The sequence below is a fragment of the Gilvimarinus gilvus genome (genome assembly GCF_030518155.1).
In the GTDB taxonomy this organism is placed as follows: domain Bacteria; phylum Pseudomonadota; class Gammaproteobacteria; order Pseudomonadales; family Cellvibrionaceae; genus Gilvimarinus; species Gilvimarinus gilvus.
In genome coordinates, this window is the sequence record NZ_JAULRU010000569.1 from 126261 (window position 1) to 144441 (window position 18181).

Annotated in this window: 16 protein-coding genes; 6 read left to right on the forward strand and 10 right to left on the reverse strand. The window is 52.0% G+C overall.

Annotation, left to right across the window (positions count from 1 at the left end; translation table 11 throughout):
- Positions 1 to 27: 27 nt before the first annotated feature.
- Positions 28 to 768 carry a hypothetical protein gene (locus QWI17_RS11170; RefSeq protein WP_302722587.1) on the forward strand — a complete coding sequence of 247 codons (741 nt, stop codon included), beginning with the start codon at positions 28 to 30 and terminating at the stop codon, positions 766 to 768.
- On the opposite strand, the gene QWI17_RS11175 is transcribed toward QWI17_RS11170, so the two are convergent.
- Positions 729 to 1229: a hypothetical protein gene (locus tag QWI17_RS11175; protein WP_302722588.1), complete on the reverse strand. Its 501-nt coding sequence runs from the start codon at positions 1227 to 1229 to the stop codon at positions 729 to 731. The genes QWI17_RS11170 and QWI17_RS11175 overlap by 40 nt on opposite strands.
- A 100-nt stretch (positions 1230 to 1329) precedes the next feature.
- Here QWI17_RS11175 and QWI17_RS11180 point away from each other — a divergent pair, with 100 nt between their 5' ends.
- On the forward strand, positions 1330 to 1779 hold the full coding sequence (locus tag QWI17_RS11180) for a universal stress protein (RefSeq protein ID WP_302722589.1): 450 nt from the start codon (positions 1330 to 1332) through the stop codon (positions 1777 to 1779).
- A 25-nt stretch (positions 1780 to 1804) separates the two neighbouring features.
- Here the strand turns inward: QWI17_RS11180 and QWI17_RS11185 are convergent, their stop codons facing one another.
- Positions 1805 to 3769, reverse strand: a complete 1965-nt coding sequence (locus QWI17_RS11185) for an ATP-binding cassette domain-containing protein (RefSeq protein ID WP_302722590.1) — start codon at positions 3767 to 3769, stop codon at positions 1805 to 1807.
- Positions 3770 to 4117: 348 nt separating this feature from the next.
- Between QWI17_RS11185 and QWI17_RS11190 the strand changes: the two genes are divergently transcribed.
- The gene (locus QWI17_RS11190; protein WP_302722591.1) at positions 4118 to 6130 is read left to right on the forward strand and encodes a transglycosylase SLT domain-containing protein; all 2013 of its coding nucleotides are present in this window, start codon (positions 4118 to 4120) and stop codon (positions 6128 to 6130) included.
- 73 nt (positions 6131 to 6203) lie between these two features.
- Here the strand turns inward: QWI17_RS11190 and QWI17_RS11195 are convergent, their stop codons facing one another.
- Positions 6204 to 7151 carry a chemotaxis protein gene (locus QWI17_RS11195; RefSeq protein ID WP_302722592.1) on the reverse strand — a complete coding sequence of 316 codons (948 nt, stop codon included), beginning with the start codon at positions 7149 to 7151 and terminating at the stop codon, positions 6204 to 6206.
- A gap of 226 nt (positions 7152 to 7377) precedes the next feature.
- Here QWI17_RS11195 and QWI17_RS11200 point away from each other — a divergent pair, with 226 nt between their 5' ends.
- Positions 7378 to 8628, forward strand: coding sequence for an EAL and HDOD domain-containing protein (locus tag QWI17_RS11200; RefSeq protein ID WP_302722593.1), 1251 nt, complete (start codon positions 7378 to 7380; stop codon positions 8626 to 8628).
- A 4-nt stretch (positions 8629 to 8632) separates the two neighbouring features.
- On the opposite strand, the gene QWI17_RS11205 is transcribed toward QWI17_RS11200, so the two are convergent.
- From QWI17_RS11205 to QWI17_RS11230, 6 genes are all read right to left on the reverse strand, one after another.
- The gene (locus QWI17_RS11205) at positions 8633 to 8860 is read right to left on the reverse strand and encodes a glutaredoxin family protein (protein ID WP_302722594.1); all 228 of its coding nucleotides are present in this window, start codon (positions 8858 to 8860) and stop codon (positions 8633 to 8635) included.
- Positions 8861 to 8938: 78 nt separating this feature from the next.
- A complete protein-coding gene (locus QWI17_RS11210; protein WP_302722595.1) occupies positions 8939 to 10069 on the reverse strand; it encodes a DUF5610 domain-containing protein in 1131 nt (376 codons plus the stop codon).
- 127 nt (positions 10070 to 10196) lie between these two features.
- Positions 10197 to 11075 (reverse strand): FHA domain-containing protein, encoded by an 879-nt coding sequence (locus tag QWI17_RS11215; RefSeq protein WP_302722596.1) that lies wholly within the window; start codon positions 11073 to 11075, stop codon positions 10197 to 10199.
- 156 nt (positions 11076 to 11231) lie between these two features.
- Positions 11232 to 11927: a sensor histidine kinase gene (locus tag QWI17_RS11220; protein WP_302722597.1), complete on the reverse strand. Its 696-nt coding sequence runs from the start codon at positions 11925 to 11927 to the stop codon at positions 11232 to 11234.
- The gene (locus QWI17_RS11225) at positions 11927 to 13567 is read right to left on the reverse strand and encodes a tetratricopeptide repeat-containing response regulator (protein ID WP_302722598.1); all 1641 of its coding nucleotides are present in this window, start codon (positions 13565 to 13567) and stop codon (positions 11927 to 11929) included. The genes QWI17_RS11220 and QWI17_RS11225 overlap by 1 nt, the downstream gene beginning before the upstream one ends.
- Positions 13568 to 13959: 392 nt before the next feature.
- Positions 13960 to 15717 (reverse strand): bifunctional diguanylate cyclase/phosphodiesterase, encoded by a 1758-nt coding sequence (locus QWI17_RS11230; RefSeq protein WP_302722599.1) that lies wholly within the window; start codon positions 15715 to 15717, stop codon positions 13960 to 13962.
- 214 nt (positions 15718 to 15931) lie between these two features.
- Between QWI17_RS11230 and cmoA the strand changes: the two genes are divergently transcribed.
- Positions 15932 to 16666: a carboxy-S-adenosyl-L-methionine synthase CmoA gene (gene cmoA, locus QWI17_RS11235; RefSeq protein WP_302722600.1), complete on the forward strand. Its 735-nt coding sequence runs from the start codon at positions 15932 to 15934 to the stop codon at positions 16664 to 16666.
- A complete protein-coding gene (gene cmoB / locus QWI17_RS11240) occupies positions 16663 to 17631 on the forward strand; it encodes a tRNA 5-methoxyuridine(34)/uridine 5-oxyacetic acid(34) synthase CmoB (protein ID WP_302722601.1) in 969 nt (322 codons plus the stop codon). The genes cmoA and cmoB overlap by 4 nt, the downstream gene beginning before the upstream one ends.
- 10 nt (positions 17632 to 17641) lie before the next feature.
- On the opposite strand, the gene QWI17_RS11245 is transcribed toward cmoB, so the two are convergent.
- On the reverse strand, positions 17642 to 18175 hold the full coding sequence (locus QWI17_RS11245; protein ID WP_368045341.1) for a flavodoxin: 534 nt from the start codon (positions 18173 to 18175) through the stop codon (positions 17642 to 17644).
- Between the last annotated feature and the right edge of the window lie 6 nt (positions 18176 to 18181).

Here is an 18181-nt window from a genome sequence, read left to right on the forward strand (position 1 = left end):
GCCTTTAAAGAAAAAAGAATGTAAGACGTGTCGACACCTATCATAATTGCTCTTATTTTGATCACTATTGCTGCACTGATCGCGGTAAACGTAGTCAATGTGCGCCAAAAGCACCTCCAGTTACTCGTGAAACAGCAGCAACGATACTATCAGGCCCTCGAACAGGCCGAGGACGCACTCAGCACTTGTCTAAAAACGGTTGAAAGTCTGGATGTCGCCGATCAGCTCAACCGTGAAATCATAGTCATTCTTCAGCGACTGCTTGAGCTTGAACGCTTTAATCAGGATCCCATTAAAGCGCGGTTGGCACTGGCAGAATCTCGGCAACAGCACATTAGCAGTGGTCAACTGACTCCCAATTTAAGTCGCTGGTGCTCCAGCGATACCGAGATTGCGGCACTGCAAACTTCCCTGAGTCAGGCCACCCGAATTATCAACCAACGGCACGCTCACCAACAACTGAACGACGAGCAAGCCCGCCAGTTACGCCAACAATTAGATTGGGCCAAACTGCAAATCAGCGTCCTGTCCATTATTGCCGCAGGATACCAGGCGCGAGATGCCGCTCAAATCACCTCGGCCTTAAGCTACTTCCAAAAAGCCCAGGACTTACTGCAAGGCTCCCGCAACCCAGACCCCAGACGGCTGGAAATTGTCCGCCAGCTGAGTTCTGTTATGCGCCACGAGCGAGACACTATTGAGCTAGAGCTGTTTCCAGAGTCAGCCGATTACGTGTCGGGCGAACCTTCACTAACGGACGCAACCTGAGCCAATTTTTGTAAAAACCCCGTCAGTTGATCGACGTTGCCAGCCTCCCCCCACTCCTTCCAATACACGGCGACTTCCTGCCCCTGTGCAGTGACAGCAACAACCCCTCGCGGCAGTTCATCAATCGTCTGCGATAGAAAATTCCGTACCGCCTGACCGGGCTTGGCCGCCTGAAACTGCCACCACTCGTTGAGATGTATCTCGTGAGCAAAGCTTGCCCTCACCAGTTGCCAGCAACCTACCCCCTTATGGTGTATGCAATAAGCGGCCATATGACTGGCTTTTTCAGTGGCCGTTGCCGCGCTCGGTGGCAAACGCAAATGCACAGCGACACCTAATTGTCGCGCCCGCAGACGCAGTGCATCGCGTTTCTTTTGCGCAGGGGAAGGCCTCAACATCGCAACCGGCCCAACAACCATGGCAACCACCAGCAAAAGAATAATCACAACGATGTAGTTCATTTCAATTAACACTTCCAGCAAGTAAAGGGGCGGCACACAAGGTGTGGCAATGTTTGTTTTTTTCGACCATTATTGAAGTAAATCACAGTAGGGAGTTTGTATGAATTCATATACACACATTCTTGTGGGCCTGGATCTTACCGAAGAGTGCCCTGAAATACTGCAAAAATCCGCTGCGCTGGCGCGCGCCTGCAACGCCAAGCTCTCGGTTGCTCACGTCATTGAGCCGCTCACCTTCGCCTACGGTGGTGATATGCCTATTGACCTTTCCGAAGTGCAGGACCAATTGCAAATTAAGGCCGAGCAGGAATTGCTACGCCTGATCAAGCAAGCGGACTGCCAGGTGGAGCAAGAGCATATTTTAGTGGGCCAACCCGCTACCGAATTGCACCATCTGGCAGATCAGCTCGGCGCAGACCTAATCGCGGTAGGTAGCCATGGCCGCAAAGGCTTCGCCGTTTTGCTTGGTTCCACCTCAAACAGTGTCTTACACGGCGCAGCCTGCGATGTGTTAGCCATCAGAGTAAACGTCAAACAAGACGCAAAATAGCGAATGGCGACACCTTAACGCGAGGTCACCTAGCTGGCCTCGCGTTACCCCCCATTTCTTCGAGTTCCGCCCAGCGCTCGAAGCGCGCTTCAAGTTGTTGCTGGACGTCCGCTAATTTCTGCAGGTGGACCTCTATTTCTGCGGAATCCCCTGCGTAAAAACTTGCCCCACTCGCCACGCTCTGTAGCTCATCCAGCCGCACTTCTAGCGTTTCGATTTCTCCGGGTAAGGCATCAAACTCGCGCTGCAATTTATAAGACAACTTTTTTTTCGGCGCGGGCGCACTCGCACTGACACTTTTGGGTTGACTATCTTTTCCAGCCTGTGCGACTTGGCCAGCCTGCGGGGTGTCATCGCTAGCGGCTGAGTCCACGGCGCTATCGTCAACCCATTTGCCCCCCTGGCGCAACCAGTCATCGTAACCGCCAACGTATTCTCGCACCGCTCCGCCCCCTTCAAAGGCAATCACACTGCTCACCAAGTTATTAAGGAATGCCCTATCGTGGCTCACCAGCAATACGGTGCCACTGAATTGGCCCAGCACCTCTTCCAGCAGCTCCAGCGTTTCAACGTCTAAATCGTTTGTCGGTTCGTCCAGCACCAAGATATTGGCCGACTTGCTGAACAACTTAGCCAGCAATACGCGATTACGCTCGCCCCCGGATAGTGCTCGCACCGGAGTGCGGGCGCGTTCTCCGGAGAATAGGAAGTCGCTTAGATAGGATATGATATGTTTGGATTTACCATTGATTTCAATGGTATCACTGCCTTCTGAGACGTTATCGACAGCACTTTTGTCCAGGTTCAGCTGATCGCGCAGCTGATCAAAATACGCCACACTTAAGTTCGTGCCCAACTTAACCTTGCCACTGTCTGGCTCAAGAAGCCCCAGGATTAATTTAAGTAGCGTGCTTTTACCCGCACCGTTGGGCCCGACCAGACCAATTCGGTCGCCGCGAATAATGTGTGACGTGAAGTTGCGAACGATAGGCTTGCCCCCGTACGCGAAGTTCACATCTTTAAGTTCAGCCACAAGTTTGCCGGACAGACCGCCTTCGCCGACGTCCATTTTCGCTGTGCCTTGTTGCTTGCGTCTGGCTTTGTGTTCCTCACGCATGGCCTTGAGCGCCCGCACCCGTCCCTCGTTGCGCGTACGTCTCGCTTTTATACCCTGGCGAATCCAGACCTCTTCCTGAGCAAGCTTTTTGTCGAAGAGCTCATTGTGACGTGCCTCTTCGGCCAGAGTCCGCTCTCGATAATCGAGAAAACTACGGTAATCACCCTGCCAGGTACGCAATTGGCCCCGATCGAGCTCTGCGATGTGTGTCGCCACTGACTGCAGTAACGCCCGATCATGGGTAATGAAAACGATAGCCCCCTCAAAACTTTTTAGCTCAGTCTCTAACCATTCGATCGCACCAATGTCCAAATGGTTAGTGGGCTCATCTAAGAGCAAGACGTCCGGTTCCAACACCAAAGCCTGAGCCAGGGCGACCCGGCGCCTCCAGCCACCGGAAAGTGAATCCATAGGGGTGCTGGCGGTAAGGTGCAAACGGGTCAGCACCAGGTCAACTCGCTGTTGGAGGCTCCACCCATCGCGGGCTTCGAGTTCTGTTTGCACCTTGGTGAGTTGCTCGACCCAGTCGTCTTCGACATCGCCGTGCTCTTGCTGATCCAGCAACTTGTTGTAGCGCCTTAGCAATTCACCAACTTTGGGCACTCCGGCTGCAACGACATCAAAGACAGTGCGGTCATCGGCATCGGGTAGGTCCTGTGACAACCTCGCCACCCTAACGCCGCGATCAATGTTAATCGCGCCGCCGTCCAGCACAACGTCGCCAGTCAGTGTTTTCAGGAAGCTCGATTTCCCCGCGCCGTTGCGGCCGATAAGACACCAGCGTTGGCCCTTTTCGATAACGAAATCAACGCCATCAAGCAACACTTGCAGTCCATAGTTTAGGTGAGCTTTATCAACAGTAATTAGCGGCATAGGGTATCCAGAGTGTGAATCAATACTTATTGCTAAATATCAGCAATTTGCGAGATTTTCTTTAAGCAGGGAATAAGGTTAAAAAATTTGCATTTGCGGTTAAAAAAGTGGCAGCATGATACCCTATTCCTCTTCGGCAGACAGCTTGATTTAAGTATCACTCCGAGTCGGGGTAGTAAGCGCCTGGGATCAGGCTGAAGCTTTTAACGCTTCAGCCGATATACAGCACAGGCCAGAATCACCATAACAAGAATAAGCGTTCGGTTTAAGGCCGACCACTTATCCAGACGTTGACGCAGCGACACCCGTGGTAAAAGGCCACCGAGGTATCAGGTCAGAGGTATAACAATGCGGCGAATCAACTCAGGATTTTCAAACCGCCCACGGATCTGTCATTGGGGCAAAGTTGCCGGAGCAATCTCTCTGGGGATGCTGCTCGGCCTATCATTCTCTGCGACATTTGCAGCCGGCCAGGTCGCGGCGCCACCGAGCGCGATTGCCGACAAATCGGAACAGCGCAAACTCTACGATCAAGCCCAACAAGCGCTCAGCGCAAGTCGCTACACGGACTACCGCAAGTTAGCGGTCGGTTTGGAGCACTATCCGCTCTTGCCTTATCTGGAGTACCGCTACATTCGTCGGCGTTTATCGCGAGTGGGGGCTAACGAAATTGACCAGTTTTTGGCTGATTACCCCGACTCGTATCTGGCCGAGAAGCTTGAGCGCGCCTGGGTGGAAAAACTCGCCGAGCGTCGCCAGTGGCAAAATGTCTTAAAATATTACCGAGCTGACAACTCCACATCAGAACTCAAGTGCTATCAGCTAAGGGCGCGCGTTATCACCAGCGATCAAACCGCATTTGACGAGGTGGTCGATCTCTGGAACGTGGGAAAATCTCAGCATAAGGCTTGCGATCCGCTTTTCGCAGCTTGGCAAGATGCCGGCTACCTGAGCGACGATATTGCCTGGCAACGCTTTGAGAAGACAATGCAGGCCCGCCAGCGCTCACTGGCACGTTACGTCTCGCGGCAAATGTCGGCCCCGGTTAAAGAGCTCGCTGACCTGTACTACCAGGTCGACCGCAATCCTAAACTGCTCAAACAAATGAGCCGTTTCAGTGAGCAGAGCGATCGTATGCAATCATTGATATTGCATGGTTTGCAACGCTTATCGCTGCGCGACTCTAAATTGGCCATTGATCTTTGGCATCGCTACGACGCGCAACAACTTTTTAACGATGAGGACCGACTCACAACGCAGCGTTACATCGCAGTCCGCTTGTTGCGCCAGGGGCACACGGCGGAAACTCACGCACTGCTCGCCAGCAGCCCGGCCCTCAATACCGAGAGCGTCATTGAATCTTTGGTACGCGATGCACTGCGCAATCAGGACTGGCAAGGTGTCGCTAAGTGGATAGCAGCCCTACCCGAAGCGACACAACAATCGGAGCGTTGGCGCTACTGGAGCGCACGTGCACTGGCCCAAACAGGTACCGAAGAGGCCGTTGCGAAAGCGCGGGACATTTACAGTGAAGTGGCAGGCACACGGTCATTCTATGGGTTTCTGGCGTCCGATATTTTGCAGCAGGAATACCAGCTACTGGATAAACCGCTGGAGGTATCCGGGCCGCTGCGTGATCTGGTCGCCAGTAATCCTGCCATACAACGCGCCCGAGAGCTGTTGATTATCGGCGACAACCTCAACGCCCGACGCGAGTGGTACCACACGACTCAACGCATGAGCGAGCCCGAAATCGTCGCGGCCGGCAAACTGGCTGAGAGCTGGGGCTGGCACCGCAACGGCATTCAAGCCATGATTCAGGTTAGCTACTGGGATGATCTGGGCACACGCTTCCCTCTCGCGTATCAAGAGCACGTTGAGTCCACGGCTAAAGACACGACACTTGAGCCGCACCTGCTGTTTGCTATCGCTCGTCAGGAAAGCGCTTTCACACCGGACGCGCGCTCTTCGGCTGGGGCTCTAGGTCTGATGCAATTGCTGCCATCAACAGCCAAGCAAACCGCCTCGCGGGCGGGGATGAGGGTCTCTAATCACGATTTGCTGAACCCGCAAACCAACATTGCTCTGGGCGGACGATATTTGAACCAGCTGATGGAACAATTTGGCGGCAACAGAATTCTCGCAGCGGCTGCCTATAACGCGGGCCCCTACCGGGTGAAACAATGGCTAAATCGCGACGAAAATACCCGTGTACCTTACGATATTTGGATCGAAACGATCCCCTACCGGGAGACACGGGGCTATGTGCAGAATGTCCTGGCCTACTCCGTTATCTATGGTTACCGGCTGGGCGACAAGCGACCATTTATTCGCGATCTTGAAGCCGCTAACTCACTGTAACCCATAAAAAAGTAGTGGCCGTATAACACGGCCACTACTTGTGACGAATAAATTGGTTCAGCACATTAGCAGACTACTCCGGCAAGGTATCCAAATACTCCTGCAACCTTTTTTGCACAACGCCGGCCAATTCATCCGGGGCAAACTTCGACAAAAAAGCGTTACAGCCGACCTTCTCTACCAACGCACTGTTGAAGCTTCCACTCAGTGAAGTATGCATCACCACAAACAGGTCTTTAAGATCAGCATTCTGGCGAATCTCCGCAGTCAGCCTGTAGCCATCCATTTCGGGCATTTCAGCGTCGGTAATAAGCAATAAGTATTCGTCGCAGGCGCGTTTACCTGAAGCGATTAAATCCCTGAGGTTATTAAAAGCCTTGAGACCGTCTTGCATTGCGACAATTTCAATACCGAGGTCAGATAGGGTTTCACGCACCTGATGCATAGCCGTGGCAGAATCTTCCGCAACCAACGCTTTCAGCCCCAGCTGACGCGCGCGCGCTGCGATATCGACATTGAGCACTTGTTCAGAAACACGTGTGTTATAGGGGATTATGTCCGCCAAGACCCTTTCCACATCGAGGATTTCAACAATTTCATTATCCTGTCGGGTAATTGCCGTAAGATAATGTTCCCGGCCCGCTCCCTTTGGGGGTGGCAGTATATCTTCCCAGTTCAGGTTAACGATACGATCCACACTGCCGATGGCGAACGCCTGAATCGAGCGATTGTATTCCGCGACGATCAAGTTACCATCATCCAAGCTCTGGGTGGGGCCCATACCAATTGCCAGGCCAAGATCTATGACCGGCACAGTTTTACCGCGTAGGTGCGCGACACCGCAAACGTGAGGGTGACTGTGAGGCACCTGTCGCAACGCCGGTATTTTCAGTACTTCCTGCACCTTGAATACGTTGATGGCAAACCGCTGCGAGCCACCTAGCTTGAAAATTAGCAACTCCAGTCGGTTTTCGCCGACTAAATTAGTTCGCTGATCAACACTACTGAGGATACTAGACATATTTTCTCCGGGCGCACCACCGGGCAATTTTCAGGGTAAATAGTGCTAAATTTCAATCGATTACGTTCTTAAGCATACACCAGGGTTCGGGGTTAAGCGATGTAAAATAATGCCTAAGTGGCGCGATATATTCTAGAATCAAACATGAAGCTCAGGGAATGGCACCAGAATTGACCGAGACCGCGTCAACCCGTCATTCCCAGCATAGCAATAACTGGAACTTTCTATGGCACAGATGCACCCTTTGTTGGCTCGACAGCCCATTTTCGACCGCAATATGGGTGTTGTGGCGTATGAGCTTTTGTATCGGGCCAGCCTAGACAATCATGCCGCCGTGACCGACGGTAATACCGCCAGTACACAGGTGCTCCTCAATGCGTTTACTGAGCTCTCCGTAGAAAAGGTCGTGGGCCAACACAGAGCTTTTATCAACTTTACCGGCGATTTGATGGACGCGCGATTACCGTTTGACACCTCGCAACTGGTGGTCGAGGTATTGGAAAGCGAGGCCATAGACAGCAACCTGCTGCATCGTCTCAAAACCCTGCGTGAGAACGGCTTTGCTATTGCCTTGGATGATTTTGAAATAACCGAAGAGTCCGAACCTCTGCTCGCCTATGCAGATATTGTCAAGTTAGATGTGCTCGCATTATCGGAACAACAACTTGTCACTCATATTCAACAGCTCAAAAACCTCGGGATTCAGGTATTGGCAGAAAAAATTGAAACCTTTGAGATGTTGGAGCAATGCAAAGCCATGGGCTGCGACATGTTTCAGGGGTATTTTCTCGAACGCCCGGCGATTATCGAAGGGCATCGACTGAACGAAAGTAAGCAAGCGGTGCTTCAGCTATTAGCCAAGCTGAATGAGGCGAATGTGGCCTTTACCGATGTCGAAGAAATTATCTCGCGCGACCCGGTCCTGAGCTTTAAGCTACTCCGCCTGGTTAATTCAGCAGCATTTGGCTTACCGCGGACGATCGAGTCTCTGCGACAAGCACTCACGTTGCTTGGGCTAAAAATCATCAAGAACTGGATAGGGCTACTGGCTATGGCCAAACTTGGTGACAAGCCTGCCGAGCTCTCAGCTCAAGCCTTGACTCGGGCCAAATTATGCGAGCTTATGGCCGCGCAAACCCGGCCAGAAAGTCAATGCGATACATTTTTTACCGCGGGCCTGCTGTCCATGCTCGACGCATTTATGGATTCGCCCCTAGAGTCGGTACTGGCAGAAATACAATTAAGCGAGGAACTCAAGGCGGCACTGCTAGATTACAGTGGTGAGGAGGGCAATTTTTTGCGCACAGTCATCCATTATGAGCACGGCGAATGGAATGCTATTGACTGGGACTACCTCAAGACTAAGGACCTCGATCCGGGTTCGCTGTCCACCCTCTATTTGCAGACACTGTGCTGGGTCGACGAAACTCAGCGGGCAATACAGGCAGAGGTTCAGACATTACCGATCAAGCCATAAAGCGTTAACTGCCAATGAACTGAATTACATCCTCGGCACTAAACGGCCAATTAAGTTCATTTAAATCAGGGCGCCTAAGCACTGGAATACGCAACCCATAGCGATCAATCAGTTGCTCGTCACAGGCAATATCAACCTCCTGTAGCCGAACACTAGGGCAGCTGGCCACTACAAGCTTAGCTTGTTCGCACAAGTGGCAACCCGTCGTCGTAAAAAAAATAAGCGTTTTCATAGCAGACCAACCAGGCCAAACAACAGTTCGGCCTAGTGTAAGTCATCACTCAAAATAATTCAGTGCCTGGAATAGCTTTTACACCGCAGCTTGTGGGTCTTCTGTCGCAGTTTGGTCACTTTCAGCAGCCTGTTCACTTGGCTCAGGTGCTAAAAACTGGCCAATAAAATCGACAAACCTTTGCCCATCTCGGTTGCCCGGAACCGTTTCATCGCCATACATCGACTCAATCATCGACAGCAATAAATTTTGTGGCTGAGCGAAGCCTGAGGCGTCGTCAACTGCGCCGTTCAGGTCTTGCAGGAAATCACCGATAGGCTTCAGCTTACTCGACAAGTCCTGCTCACTGGCTTGCGGCTGATAGGCAACACTGGCTCGCTGAATCTCTACCCGAGTCAAGTTCAATGCAAATCCGCTTATCTGTTCGGCGTCATAGCCTAGGTCACTGGCGTAGTCGAACGCCGTCTGCAAGTCACCGGTGAAAAACTCATCCGCCAGTTGATTGACCTGCCCCAACAATTCGTCGATTGCCGCTTGCTCCTGGTCATTCAGGTCGCCCTGCACCGTGAGTTGATATTGACTGCTTGCAACCGAGGCGTATGAATAGCTCGCGCTACCGCTGCTATTTTCAAAGCTGGCACTTTCGCCACGACTGGCGCTGGCCTGAATGGTGACTTTATCCCCCTCAGCCGTCAGCAGCTCGAAACTAAAACTCTGAGCCGAGGCGTACTCGTAGTTTGCCTGAGTCACCTGCCCCAGCGCCGGCACTGCAAATTCCTCGGCAGGCTCGGCCTCAGTCAGGCCGTAACGCGCGGCAAAATCATCAATGCCATCAGTAACCCGCTGATAGGTCTCTCCGATATCCTTAGATACCTGATCATTGAGCATACCGAGAGCATCGAGTTTTTCCTTAGCCTCGTTGAAACCTTTTTTGAAGCCCGCCAGACCTGCCTCAAGCCGGGACTGCAGCTCATCCTGAGTAGCACCAGCGACGACGTCGCGCTCAAGCTGGCGCTCGATAAAGCCTAGGATGTTATTCGCAGCCTGCTCTGCGGTGAGGGGCTGAAAACCGCGGGGGGCTTTACCTTCAATGTGCTTTTGCGCACTTTGACTAAGCAGTTGCTGGGGATCTTGCGGTTCGGGTCGTTGAGCCGAGCTCAGCGTTGTGGGAGTCAGCGACGACAAACCGGGTGAATGTGAAGAAATCATGGGTACACCTCAACGTATTACGCTATTCCCCGCTTGCGGCAGAAATCGGTAAACCTTGAGGTCTTTCTAAGACCGAATCACGCTAACAGAGCATAGCTCAAAGCCCTAAAGCTATAAGGACGATCAACTAACCTCTGGTTAAAAACAGCGCTGCCACCACCACAACCGTCAATACCACCAAAACGCCCATGCCTGCGGTGGCATATCGGGGCCTGGTATGACTTTGCTGCTTATCTGAGGCCTCACCCTGTGTATTTTTCGGTACCTCAGAACTCACCGGGCTTGCCTTACCAGCAGGGCGCGCTGCGGCACTGCGCGCAGCACGGGGTTTATCCGCGCTGCGGACTGTCGTTTTTGCCATGTCATCAGCCGGGCCAATAACACCAAAGCTCAGGGTGTCGAACCGCAGCTCATCGCCACGCTTTACCCGAGCCTCGGTAACCGGCTTACCGTTGAGATAGGTGCCATTTGCAGAGCCGAGATCCTGCACGTACAAGACCCCATCTTTGACGTCGAGGCGAGCATGACGGCGCGACAAGTGAGCAGCGGCCAGGGACACATCACATTCACTGGCTCGACCGACTATATTTTCAAGCTTGAGGGGATAAACCCTATTCCCTAGGGCTGTATGATTGGCTTTGAGTGCCCAACCTGTGGTGGCTGGGTTTCTGGGACTGGTATTTTGCTTGGCCTTCGCTGGCTCAGGTTTTACAGAATCGTCCTTAGGGTCGATAATTTCGAGTTCGATCCCCGCCAAAGAGATAACATCTCGCGCGTTGAGGGCACAACGCTCAACGACTTCCTGACCATTGACGCTTGGGGCTGCCGCAGGAACTAAGTTAACCAACTCAAGCTGCTCGTGATTAACCTCGATGACGAAGTGCTTTTCAGCAACGTTGGGAGCGCTCACCACCAGTTCATTGGTTCTTGCACGCCCAACCCCGATACTTGGTTCTACCAGCCATACCGCACTGTATTTTTTGTTTTTAAAGCGGATTTTCAGCATTGAGGTTTCCCTTGCTCAAGACATAAATGCGTAAGTAAATGATGCATCAGCCCTGCGGTGTTTGCAAGGCAGGCGTGTCACACTTCCGCGGTTGACAACTAGCAGGTTGTTGAAAAACCCCATGCATGCTCCCTCTTACGCATTTGCAGACCTGAACTAAGGCAATATAACTTCAATTTGCCCCCCCTTCAAAAGCCCGGCATTCTTTAGAGCGATTCGCCCATGGCGATCTCCACGGCGGTGTAAATTGGCTATTTCACGCGCAAACAACAGGCCGAGGTTAGTACTTCCATCACTAAAAGATACGCTATCGCGCGCGGCATTAGGGCTCGCCAACATAAACTCCGGGTAACCGCGACCATCATCGGCAACCGCCAAATGCAATTCGTCACACTCAATCCAGGCGGCGATCTTAATGTGGCTTTCGCAATAGCGCGCCGCATTGACCAGGACATTATTCACCACACCGCCCAAAAGCTCCGAATCCACATACCAACAGATGTCTTCACTACAATCTACATCCACCAGAATGTTGCGCGACCGAAATAAAATGTCGTTGCGGGCCAGCTGATCGTGAATGACATCGTCGATATAACACTCTTCGAGCTGGACCAACATACGTTGATTTTGAACGCGGTACAGCGCCAGCAACTGAATGAGTTCGCCGTTAATTCGCGCTGCCTCATACCCTAATACCGACAATTGTTTGGCTTGATCATAATTGTCTGGCGACGTGGACGCGGAAAGTTCTTCGATTGTCTGCAACAGCATACCCACCGAGTTTTTCATATCGTGAACGCTGGAAGCCAGGACAAATGAGAAGTCTACGGGCAAAGCATCGTCAGTCATCATTAATTCTCCTTACCCTGAAATTGTTGAGCTGCCTGTGTCAGTTTCGCGTTGAGCTGAAGCAGCCTTGCCGCCTGGGGGTGCTCACTTGAAACAGAAACGGCCAAGCGCTTGGCGACACTATTCGCCTGTTCTAGTTGATGCGAGTTCCCTCCCCCCTGAGTCAAGGAACCAATAAGCGCCTGCAAAAGGTTCAACTCAATCCCAATATGTTTAGGAAACTCTTTAGCAGCCCGGGTAAAACATTCTACGGCGCCGGTATAATCGGCTTTCTCGTAGCAGGCTATACCTTGCTTATTGACCTGTGCAACTCGTTTGCGATTCTTCTCGCTCGCTGGATTTTCCAATACGCGATCGATAGCCTCAAGCGCCTTTTCGTTGCCCTCATAGCTTGTCAAAACATCTTTAACCAGTTGGTCATGTAACTGCTGTTTCCCCAAGCTTTCCGCAGCCACAATCCAATCGAGTTTTACCGGTAAATCCACATCGACTGTTTCACTTTGCTCCATCAGCTGTTCAAGCAGTTTCGCCGCGGTATCAGTCTCGCCAGTTGCAGCGTAATACATACAGGCGGTCGAGCGGACCGACACTCGCTCGTTATTTTTGTTGCCAAAGCGTTGCTCAAAATCCGCTAGCGTCCTACTAACGTCTCTGGCATAAGGCTTCGCGGCGTCGGGATCAGTTCGCGCCAGCTCAGCGCAAGAGCGTACAAACTGCAAATGCACATCCTGCCGGTCATAGCATGAATGCTCTCCCAATTTGACACTGCTCTTAAACGCCTGAGTGGCTAAAGCCGCATCGTGATTGTCGTAGGCCAATTGCCCCAATTTTTGCTGGCGCGTAAGCGACATAGGAGATATTTCCACCGCCTGCGCAATAGTTTGTTGTTGCGCCATACTGTCATCGCGCGCGCCCTGTATTTCAGACAGCAAATCATAAGCTGGCATAAACATGCGGTTATTATTGAGCGCCTGCTCCGCCCACTGCTGCGCGCTCACCCAATCACCTTGTCCTTTTTTTGCGGCGGCTAAACCCACCTGCGCCCAATCCAGCTCGCGCCCCTGCAGCACTTGCCGATAGACTTTCTCAGCCGCATCAAATTGCTCGCTGCGCAACAGCAGGCGCCCCAACAGCTTCTGCGCCAGCGGGCGGGCGCGACTTTCTCGTCCAATCACATCTCGACAGCACGCAATAGCACCGTTGATATTATCAGCATCCATAGCTTTGTAGATGTCGCGCATCTCAAAACATTGGCGAAACAGTCTCTCAAGACGTTGCTGTAGGTTTTTTGCCGTTATAGGTTTGGTGAGGTAGGCATCGGGCTCATAATCGTAAGCCGCCATAACAATGCTTTTACTGGACTCAGCCGAAATGAGGACGAACAGCGCGCTGTTCGTAAGAAGTTTATCGTGCCGCAATTGCTCCAGCACTTGCTGGCCACTTTTACCGGGGCCTAAATTATAGTCACAGAGTACCAAATCGTACTGAGAGGCCCGACACCGACTAACGGCGTCTTTGCCATTGACCGCAGCATCAACCGTATGAGCACCGAACTCTTGCAGCATACGCGTGATGGTCGTGCGGAAGTTCTCAAAATCATCCACCACCAGTATGCGCTTGTGCTCAAATCCAGCTGGGGTCATTTATGTGTCGCCTATGTGCCGCCTGTAGCCTCATTTCGCCTCAGCATAGCGCATTAATTACGAACAGGGAAAATCTGGCACCAGGATATGCGGTAAAACATCACATTTTTACTGAATAACGGCCAATTGATAGTGAGGACTATAAGGGAACCTCTTGATCCAGTCTCCAGAGGCCTCTGGCTTACCGAGTTTTTGAGCTCAAGGCGGCGAACGGAAAGCGTGCAGGCCGCACGGTGAGGTGAGCCATCACAGAGATCGGAAAACTCTATAAGCCCCGATGGGCGCGACCAAAGCACTCCCTATGTCGCGCTGTTTTTCTTGCCCTGGGCGACGGCCACTACCTGTAAAAAACGCCCTACGTACTGAGCGTGTTGGACACGCGCAGAGGCTCCTTAGGTACTGATTGTTTCAGGCGCCCTACGCCGCGACAGAAAGACATGCTGCCCCCCCATGGACTTGGCCCGGTGCTTGGCATCGGCCAGCAGCATAGCCACATGGTGGTGAGTCAGACAACGCTCTGGATCGGGGTGCACACAGCCGATGGCAATTTCCAGCGGGCCAAAGCGCCTGCGGTTGCCATTGCGATCCTCCGTCCAATAATCCAATTGCTGCTCTGGCATTTGCTCGGCAATAGTCTTACTAAACATAGTCAATAAATGAGCACAACGCTCGCGCCAATCCCGACTTCGAAACACCACTACAAAGTCATCGCCACCGACGTGACCGATAAAGTCTATCTCCTGATCGACTACATCGCGCAACAAGTTACCAAGCAAAATAATGACGTCATCACCACAAGAATAGCCAAATGCATCGTTAAACGGTTTGAAATGGTTGATATCGCAATAAGCAACGACAAAATCGACTTTTTGGCATAACAACTGGTCTATCCATTCATAGAGCGGGACATTACCAGGCAACGCGCTTAAAGGGTTGGAGTGACGAGCCAAGCGTAACTTCTCGTCGGCAATACTGCGCAGAATATTGCGCACCTTAGCCACACCGATGTACGCCTCTCCTTCACTGACAATGATATCAACACTCAAGTTTTGCGCCGGATCTTCTGTCACCAGTCGCCCGGCCGAATGCAAATCACTGTTGATATCCATTAGAATGGAGCGGCTACTGATAAACCCGGATACCGGCTTATTAGCATGCAGCTCGTAGGAGTAACGCCAGGAAAAAGTATTTAAAAGTTCAGAGCGACTGATCATGCCGAGCGCTTCACCGCTAGCAGAAACCACTGGTAGACATGTTAAACGTACATCTGAGCGAAATTTATTGACCACCTCGCCGGCCGTGACACTCGGCAAAATGGAATCCTGAGCAACCGTCACTTCACGTAACGTATGCTGAAACATATCGCGCGATACGGGCATAGCCAGCTTTCGTGCCGCTAAAACATGCGCAGGCGTAGCTACAATTGGCTCTTGGGCTGGCCGGGCAATATAGTAGCCTTGGAAGTATTCAACCCCCATGGCCACCAGGGTTTTAAATTCAGATTCTGTTTCAATACCTTCAGCGATCACTTTATTACCAATGCGTTGCGCTATGTCGAGCATAAAGCGAACAAACTCTCTTTTGACGGCACTGGCGTCGATACCACTGATAAAGTGTCGGTCAATTTTGACATAATCAGGGTTTAACTCACTCCAAATACGAAGCCCTGCGTACCCCGCTCCCAGATCATCAATAGCAACCGCAAAGCCCTGCCGCTGAAAATGTTCACAGGCATTGGTAAGCAGCTCGTATTCCTCCATGGGCTGCTTCTCCGTAAGCTCAAACACCACCCGCTCAGGGTCTAGCTTAAGTTTGCGCAATATCGCCATGGTGACACCGTCGCGATATTTACTGTCGGTAAAAGCCAAGGGTGTCATATTCAAAAACAGTTTGCCGGGAAGCTGTTGAGCCATAAAACTGTGACACGAAGCTTCTCGACAGGCGTACTCAAGCCGCGCTAACTGCCCTTCACTTGCCGCTGCCGCGAACAGTTGATTGGGCGTCGCCAACTCCGTACCTTGTGGGCCCCGAATCAATGACTCGTAACCCAAAATTCGGCCATTTATTATGTTGACTATTGGCTGGAAAACCGCATACAACTGGTTGGAATCTATAACGGTCTGGAGCTTGTCCCGCATACATTTAGCCACAGCGTCATCCTGTGTTGCGAGTACGGACATTAAAGGTAAGTACGACATAAGGCGGGATTATCAAACGATTTAATGACAAATAAGTTACACTTTGTCATTCTGATACCGCAATAGATTGAGACTCGGAGCCTGCACAGCTAAAATGCCGGCGTTTTCTCGCATTTTTCCATCCACGGCAAGTCAATCAATCACCTACAGCGCTGGCTTCACCACTATGACCGACTCCCGAGATACGCTCTACGCCAACCCCCTCGCCGATGTTAGTAGCTTTAGCTTTGATCAACAGGTCGTCGACGTGTTCCCCGACATGATCAAACGTTCGGTTCCGGGCTATGCAACGATATTATCCATGATCGGCACTCTGGCGGAGCGTTACGTGACAAGCGACAGCCGCTGCTACGATTTGGGTTGCTCATTGGGTGCAGCGACACTAGCGATGCGGCACAACATCCGCGCCGCCAACACTCAAATTATCGCGGTGGACAACTCCTCAGCAATGATATCCAGAGCGCAGCAGGTTATCGCGGCCGACAGTCACGAGGAGGTTCCGGTAACATTGCGTGAGGCTTTGATTCAGAGTATCGATGTCGATAACGCCTCCATGGTGGTACTCAACTTCACCTTACAGTTTATTGCTCAGGCAGAGCGCGACACCTTGCTCGCCAATATTGCCAAAGGGTTGAATACAGGTGGCGTGCTGATTTTGTCGGAAAAGGTAGCCTTTGCAGACGAGCCTCACCAGCAACTCATGACCGACCTGCACCACCAGTTTAAACGCGCCAATGGTTACAGTGACTTAGAAATTGCGCAGAAGCGCGCGGCAATAGATAATGTACTGATCCCCGAGTCTCTTAACACTCATCGCCAGCGTTTGCGAAATGCCGGCTTTGCCAGTGTCGATGTCTGGTTCCAATGCTTAAATTTTGCCTCACTGATTGCCATTAAATGATTGACTATCAAAACCTATACAGCTTTCTTACCGAGCATCCCAAACTGGCCCGGTGGGCCGCTCAGCTGCCCGATCAAACGGAGCAAGGACTGAGCACGCAGCGCTTTGGCGACTTGCCAGGGTGGTTTGACGCACTGCAAAATATGCCCGACATTTGCCCTGACAAGGTCGACTTGCTCAACGGAGTAAGCGTGCAATCAACACTGGACGATGCCACTTCCCGGCGACTGCTCGACTCCCTGCAAGCGCTCATCCCCTGGCGCAAAGGCCCCTATCAGCTGCACGGCATCGAGCTCGACACAGAATGGCGTTCAGATTGGAAATGGGACCGTATTAAACATGCGATAGCGCCCATGACTAACCGGCTCGTTCTCGATGTAGGCTGCGGTAACGGCTACCACTGCTGGCGTATGCTCGGCGCAGGCGCCCTGCGCGTTATCGGTATCGACCCGTCACCGCGATTCGTAGTGCAATTTGCGATGATTAAACGCTTATTGGGACAGCAACTCGCCGTCGATGTATTGCCATTAGGTATAGAGGCCCTACCCTCTGATCTTATGGCATTCGATACTACTTTTTCCATGGGGGTATTTTATCACCGGCGCTCACCGATGGATCATTTGCGCGAACTAAAGGCCACACTTCGCCCGGGTGGGCAACTGGTGCTGGAGACTCTGGTCATTGAGGGCCGCGAAGGTGAGGTTCTGGTGCCGCCCGGGCGCTATGCGATGATGAACAATGTCTGGTTTTTACCCAGTGTTCCGACACTGCTCAGCTGGCTCACAAAATGTGGGTTCCGCAATGCCAGAACAGTAGACGTATGCCCTACCACCACCGACGAACAGCGCAGTACCGAGTGGATGCGCTATCATTCATTGAGTGACTTTCTTGACGAGAACAACCCGAGCCTCACCAAAGAGGGACACCCAGGTCCGATTAGGGCGGTCTTTCTCGCCGAGGCCTGATGCCTTTGAGCTAGTCCCCTAGAGAGAGCGGCGTAGCGAGTCTCATTTCCCGGTGTATTTGCTCACACCAGCGATCAAGGCGCCCGGCCGTTAAGTTTTCCTGTTGATCTTCGTCAATAGCGAGGCCGACAAACTGCCCGTCACGCAACGCTTTTGAAGCTTCAAACTCATAACCGTCGGTCGACCAGTAGCCCACGCGCTTGGGGGCAGAAGCGGCAATAACATCGTGCATCATGCCCATGGCGTCGAGAAAATAATCTCCGTAGCCAAACTGATCGCCCAAACCAAACAAGGCTATGGTTTTATCACTAAAATCAATATCCCCTAAATCTTCCCAGAACTCTTCCCAATCTGACTGTATTTGGCCGAAATCCCAGGTGGGAATACCCAAAATAAGAGTGTCATATTGAGTGAATTCCATTTGTGTCACATCGGCGATGTCATAGACATCAACAACATCTGCCCCTAAGCGTTTTTGAATCCTCTGGGCGATAAACTCGGTGTTACCCTCATCACTGCCGTAAAAAAGCCCAACACTGGCCACTACTGA

Coding starts and splice junctions, on each gene's coding strand:
- QWI17_RS11175 (WP_302722588.1), bottom strand. CDS start 1,229: ATGAACTACATCGTTGTGATTATTCTTTTGCTGGTGGTTGCCATGGTT.
- QWI17_RS11180 (WP_302722589.1), top strand. CDS start 1,330: ATGAATTCATATACACACATTCTTGTGGGCCTGGATCTTACCGAAGAG.
- QWI17_RS11185 (WP_302722590.1), bottom strand. CDS start 3,769: ATGCCGCTAATTACTGTTGATAAAGCTCACCTAAACTATGGACTGCAA.
- QWI17_RS11190 (WP_302722591.1), top strand. CDS start 4,118: ATGCGGCGAATCAACTCAGGATTTTCAAACCGCCCACGGATCTGTCAT.
- QWI17_RS11195 (WP_302722592.1), bottom strand. CDS start 7,151: ATGTCTAGTATCCTCAGTAGTGTTGATCAGCGAACTAATTTAGTCGGC.
- QWI17_RS11200 (WP_302722593.1), top strand. CDS start 7,378: ATGGCACAGATGCACCCTTTGTTGGCTCGACAGCCCATTTTCGACCGC.
- QWI17_RS11205 (WP_302722594.1), bottom strand. CDS start 8,860: ATGAAAACGCTTATTTTTTTTACGACGACGGGTTGCCACTTGTGCGAA.
- QWI17_RS11210 (WP_302722595.1), bottom strand. CDS start 10,069: ATGATTTCTTCACATTCACCCGGTTTGTCGTCGCTGACTCCCACAACG.
- QWI17_RS11215 (WP_302722596.1), bottom strand. CDS start 11,075: ATGCTGAAAATCCGCTTTAAAAACAAAAAATACAGTGCGGTATGGCTG.
- QWI17_RS11220 (WP_302722597.1), bottom strand. CDS start 11,927: ATGATGACTGACGATGCTTTGCCCGTAGACTTCTCATTTGTCCTGGCT.
- QWI17_RS11225 (WP_302722598.1), bottom strand. CDS start 13,567: ATGACCCCAGCTGGATTTGAGCACAAGCGCATACTGGTGGTGGATGAT.
- cmoA (WP_302722600.1), top strand. CDS start 15,932: ATGACCGACTCCCGAGATACGCTCTACGCCAACCCCCTCGCCGATGTT.
- cmoB (WP_302722601.1), top strand. CDS start 16,663: ATGATTGACTATCAAAACCTATACAGCTTTCTTACCGAGCATCCCAAA.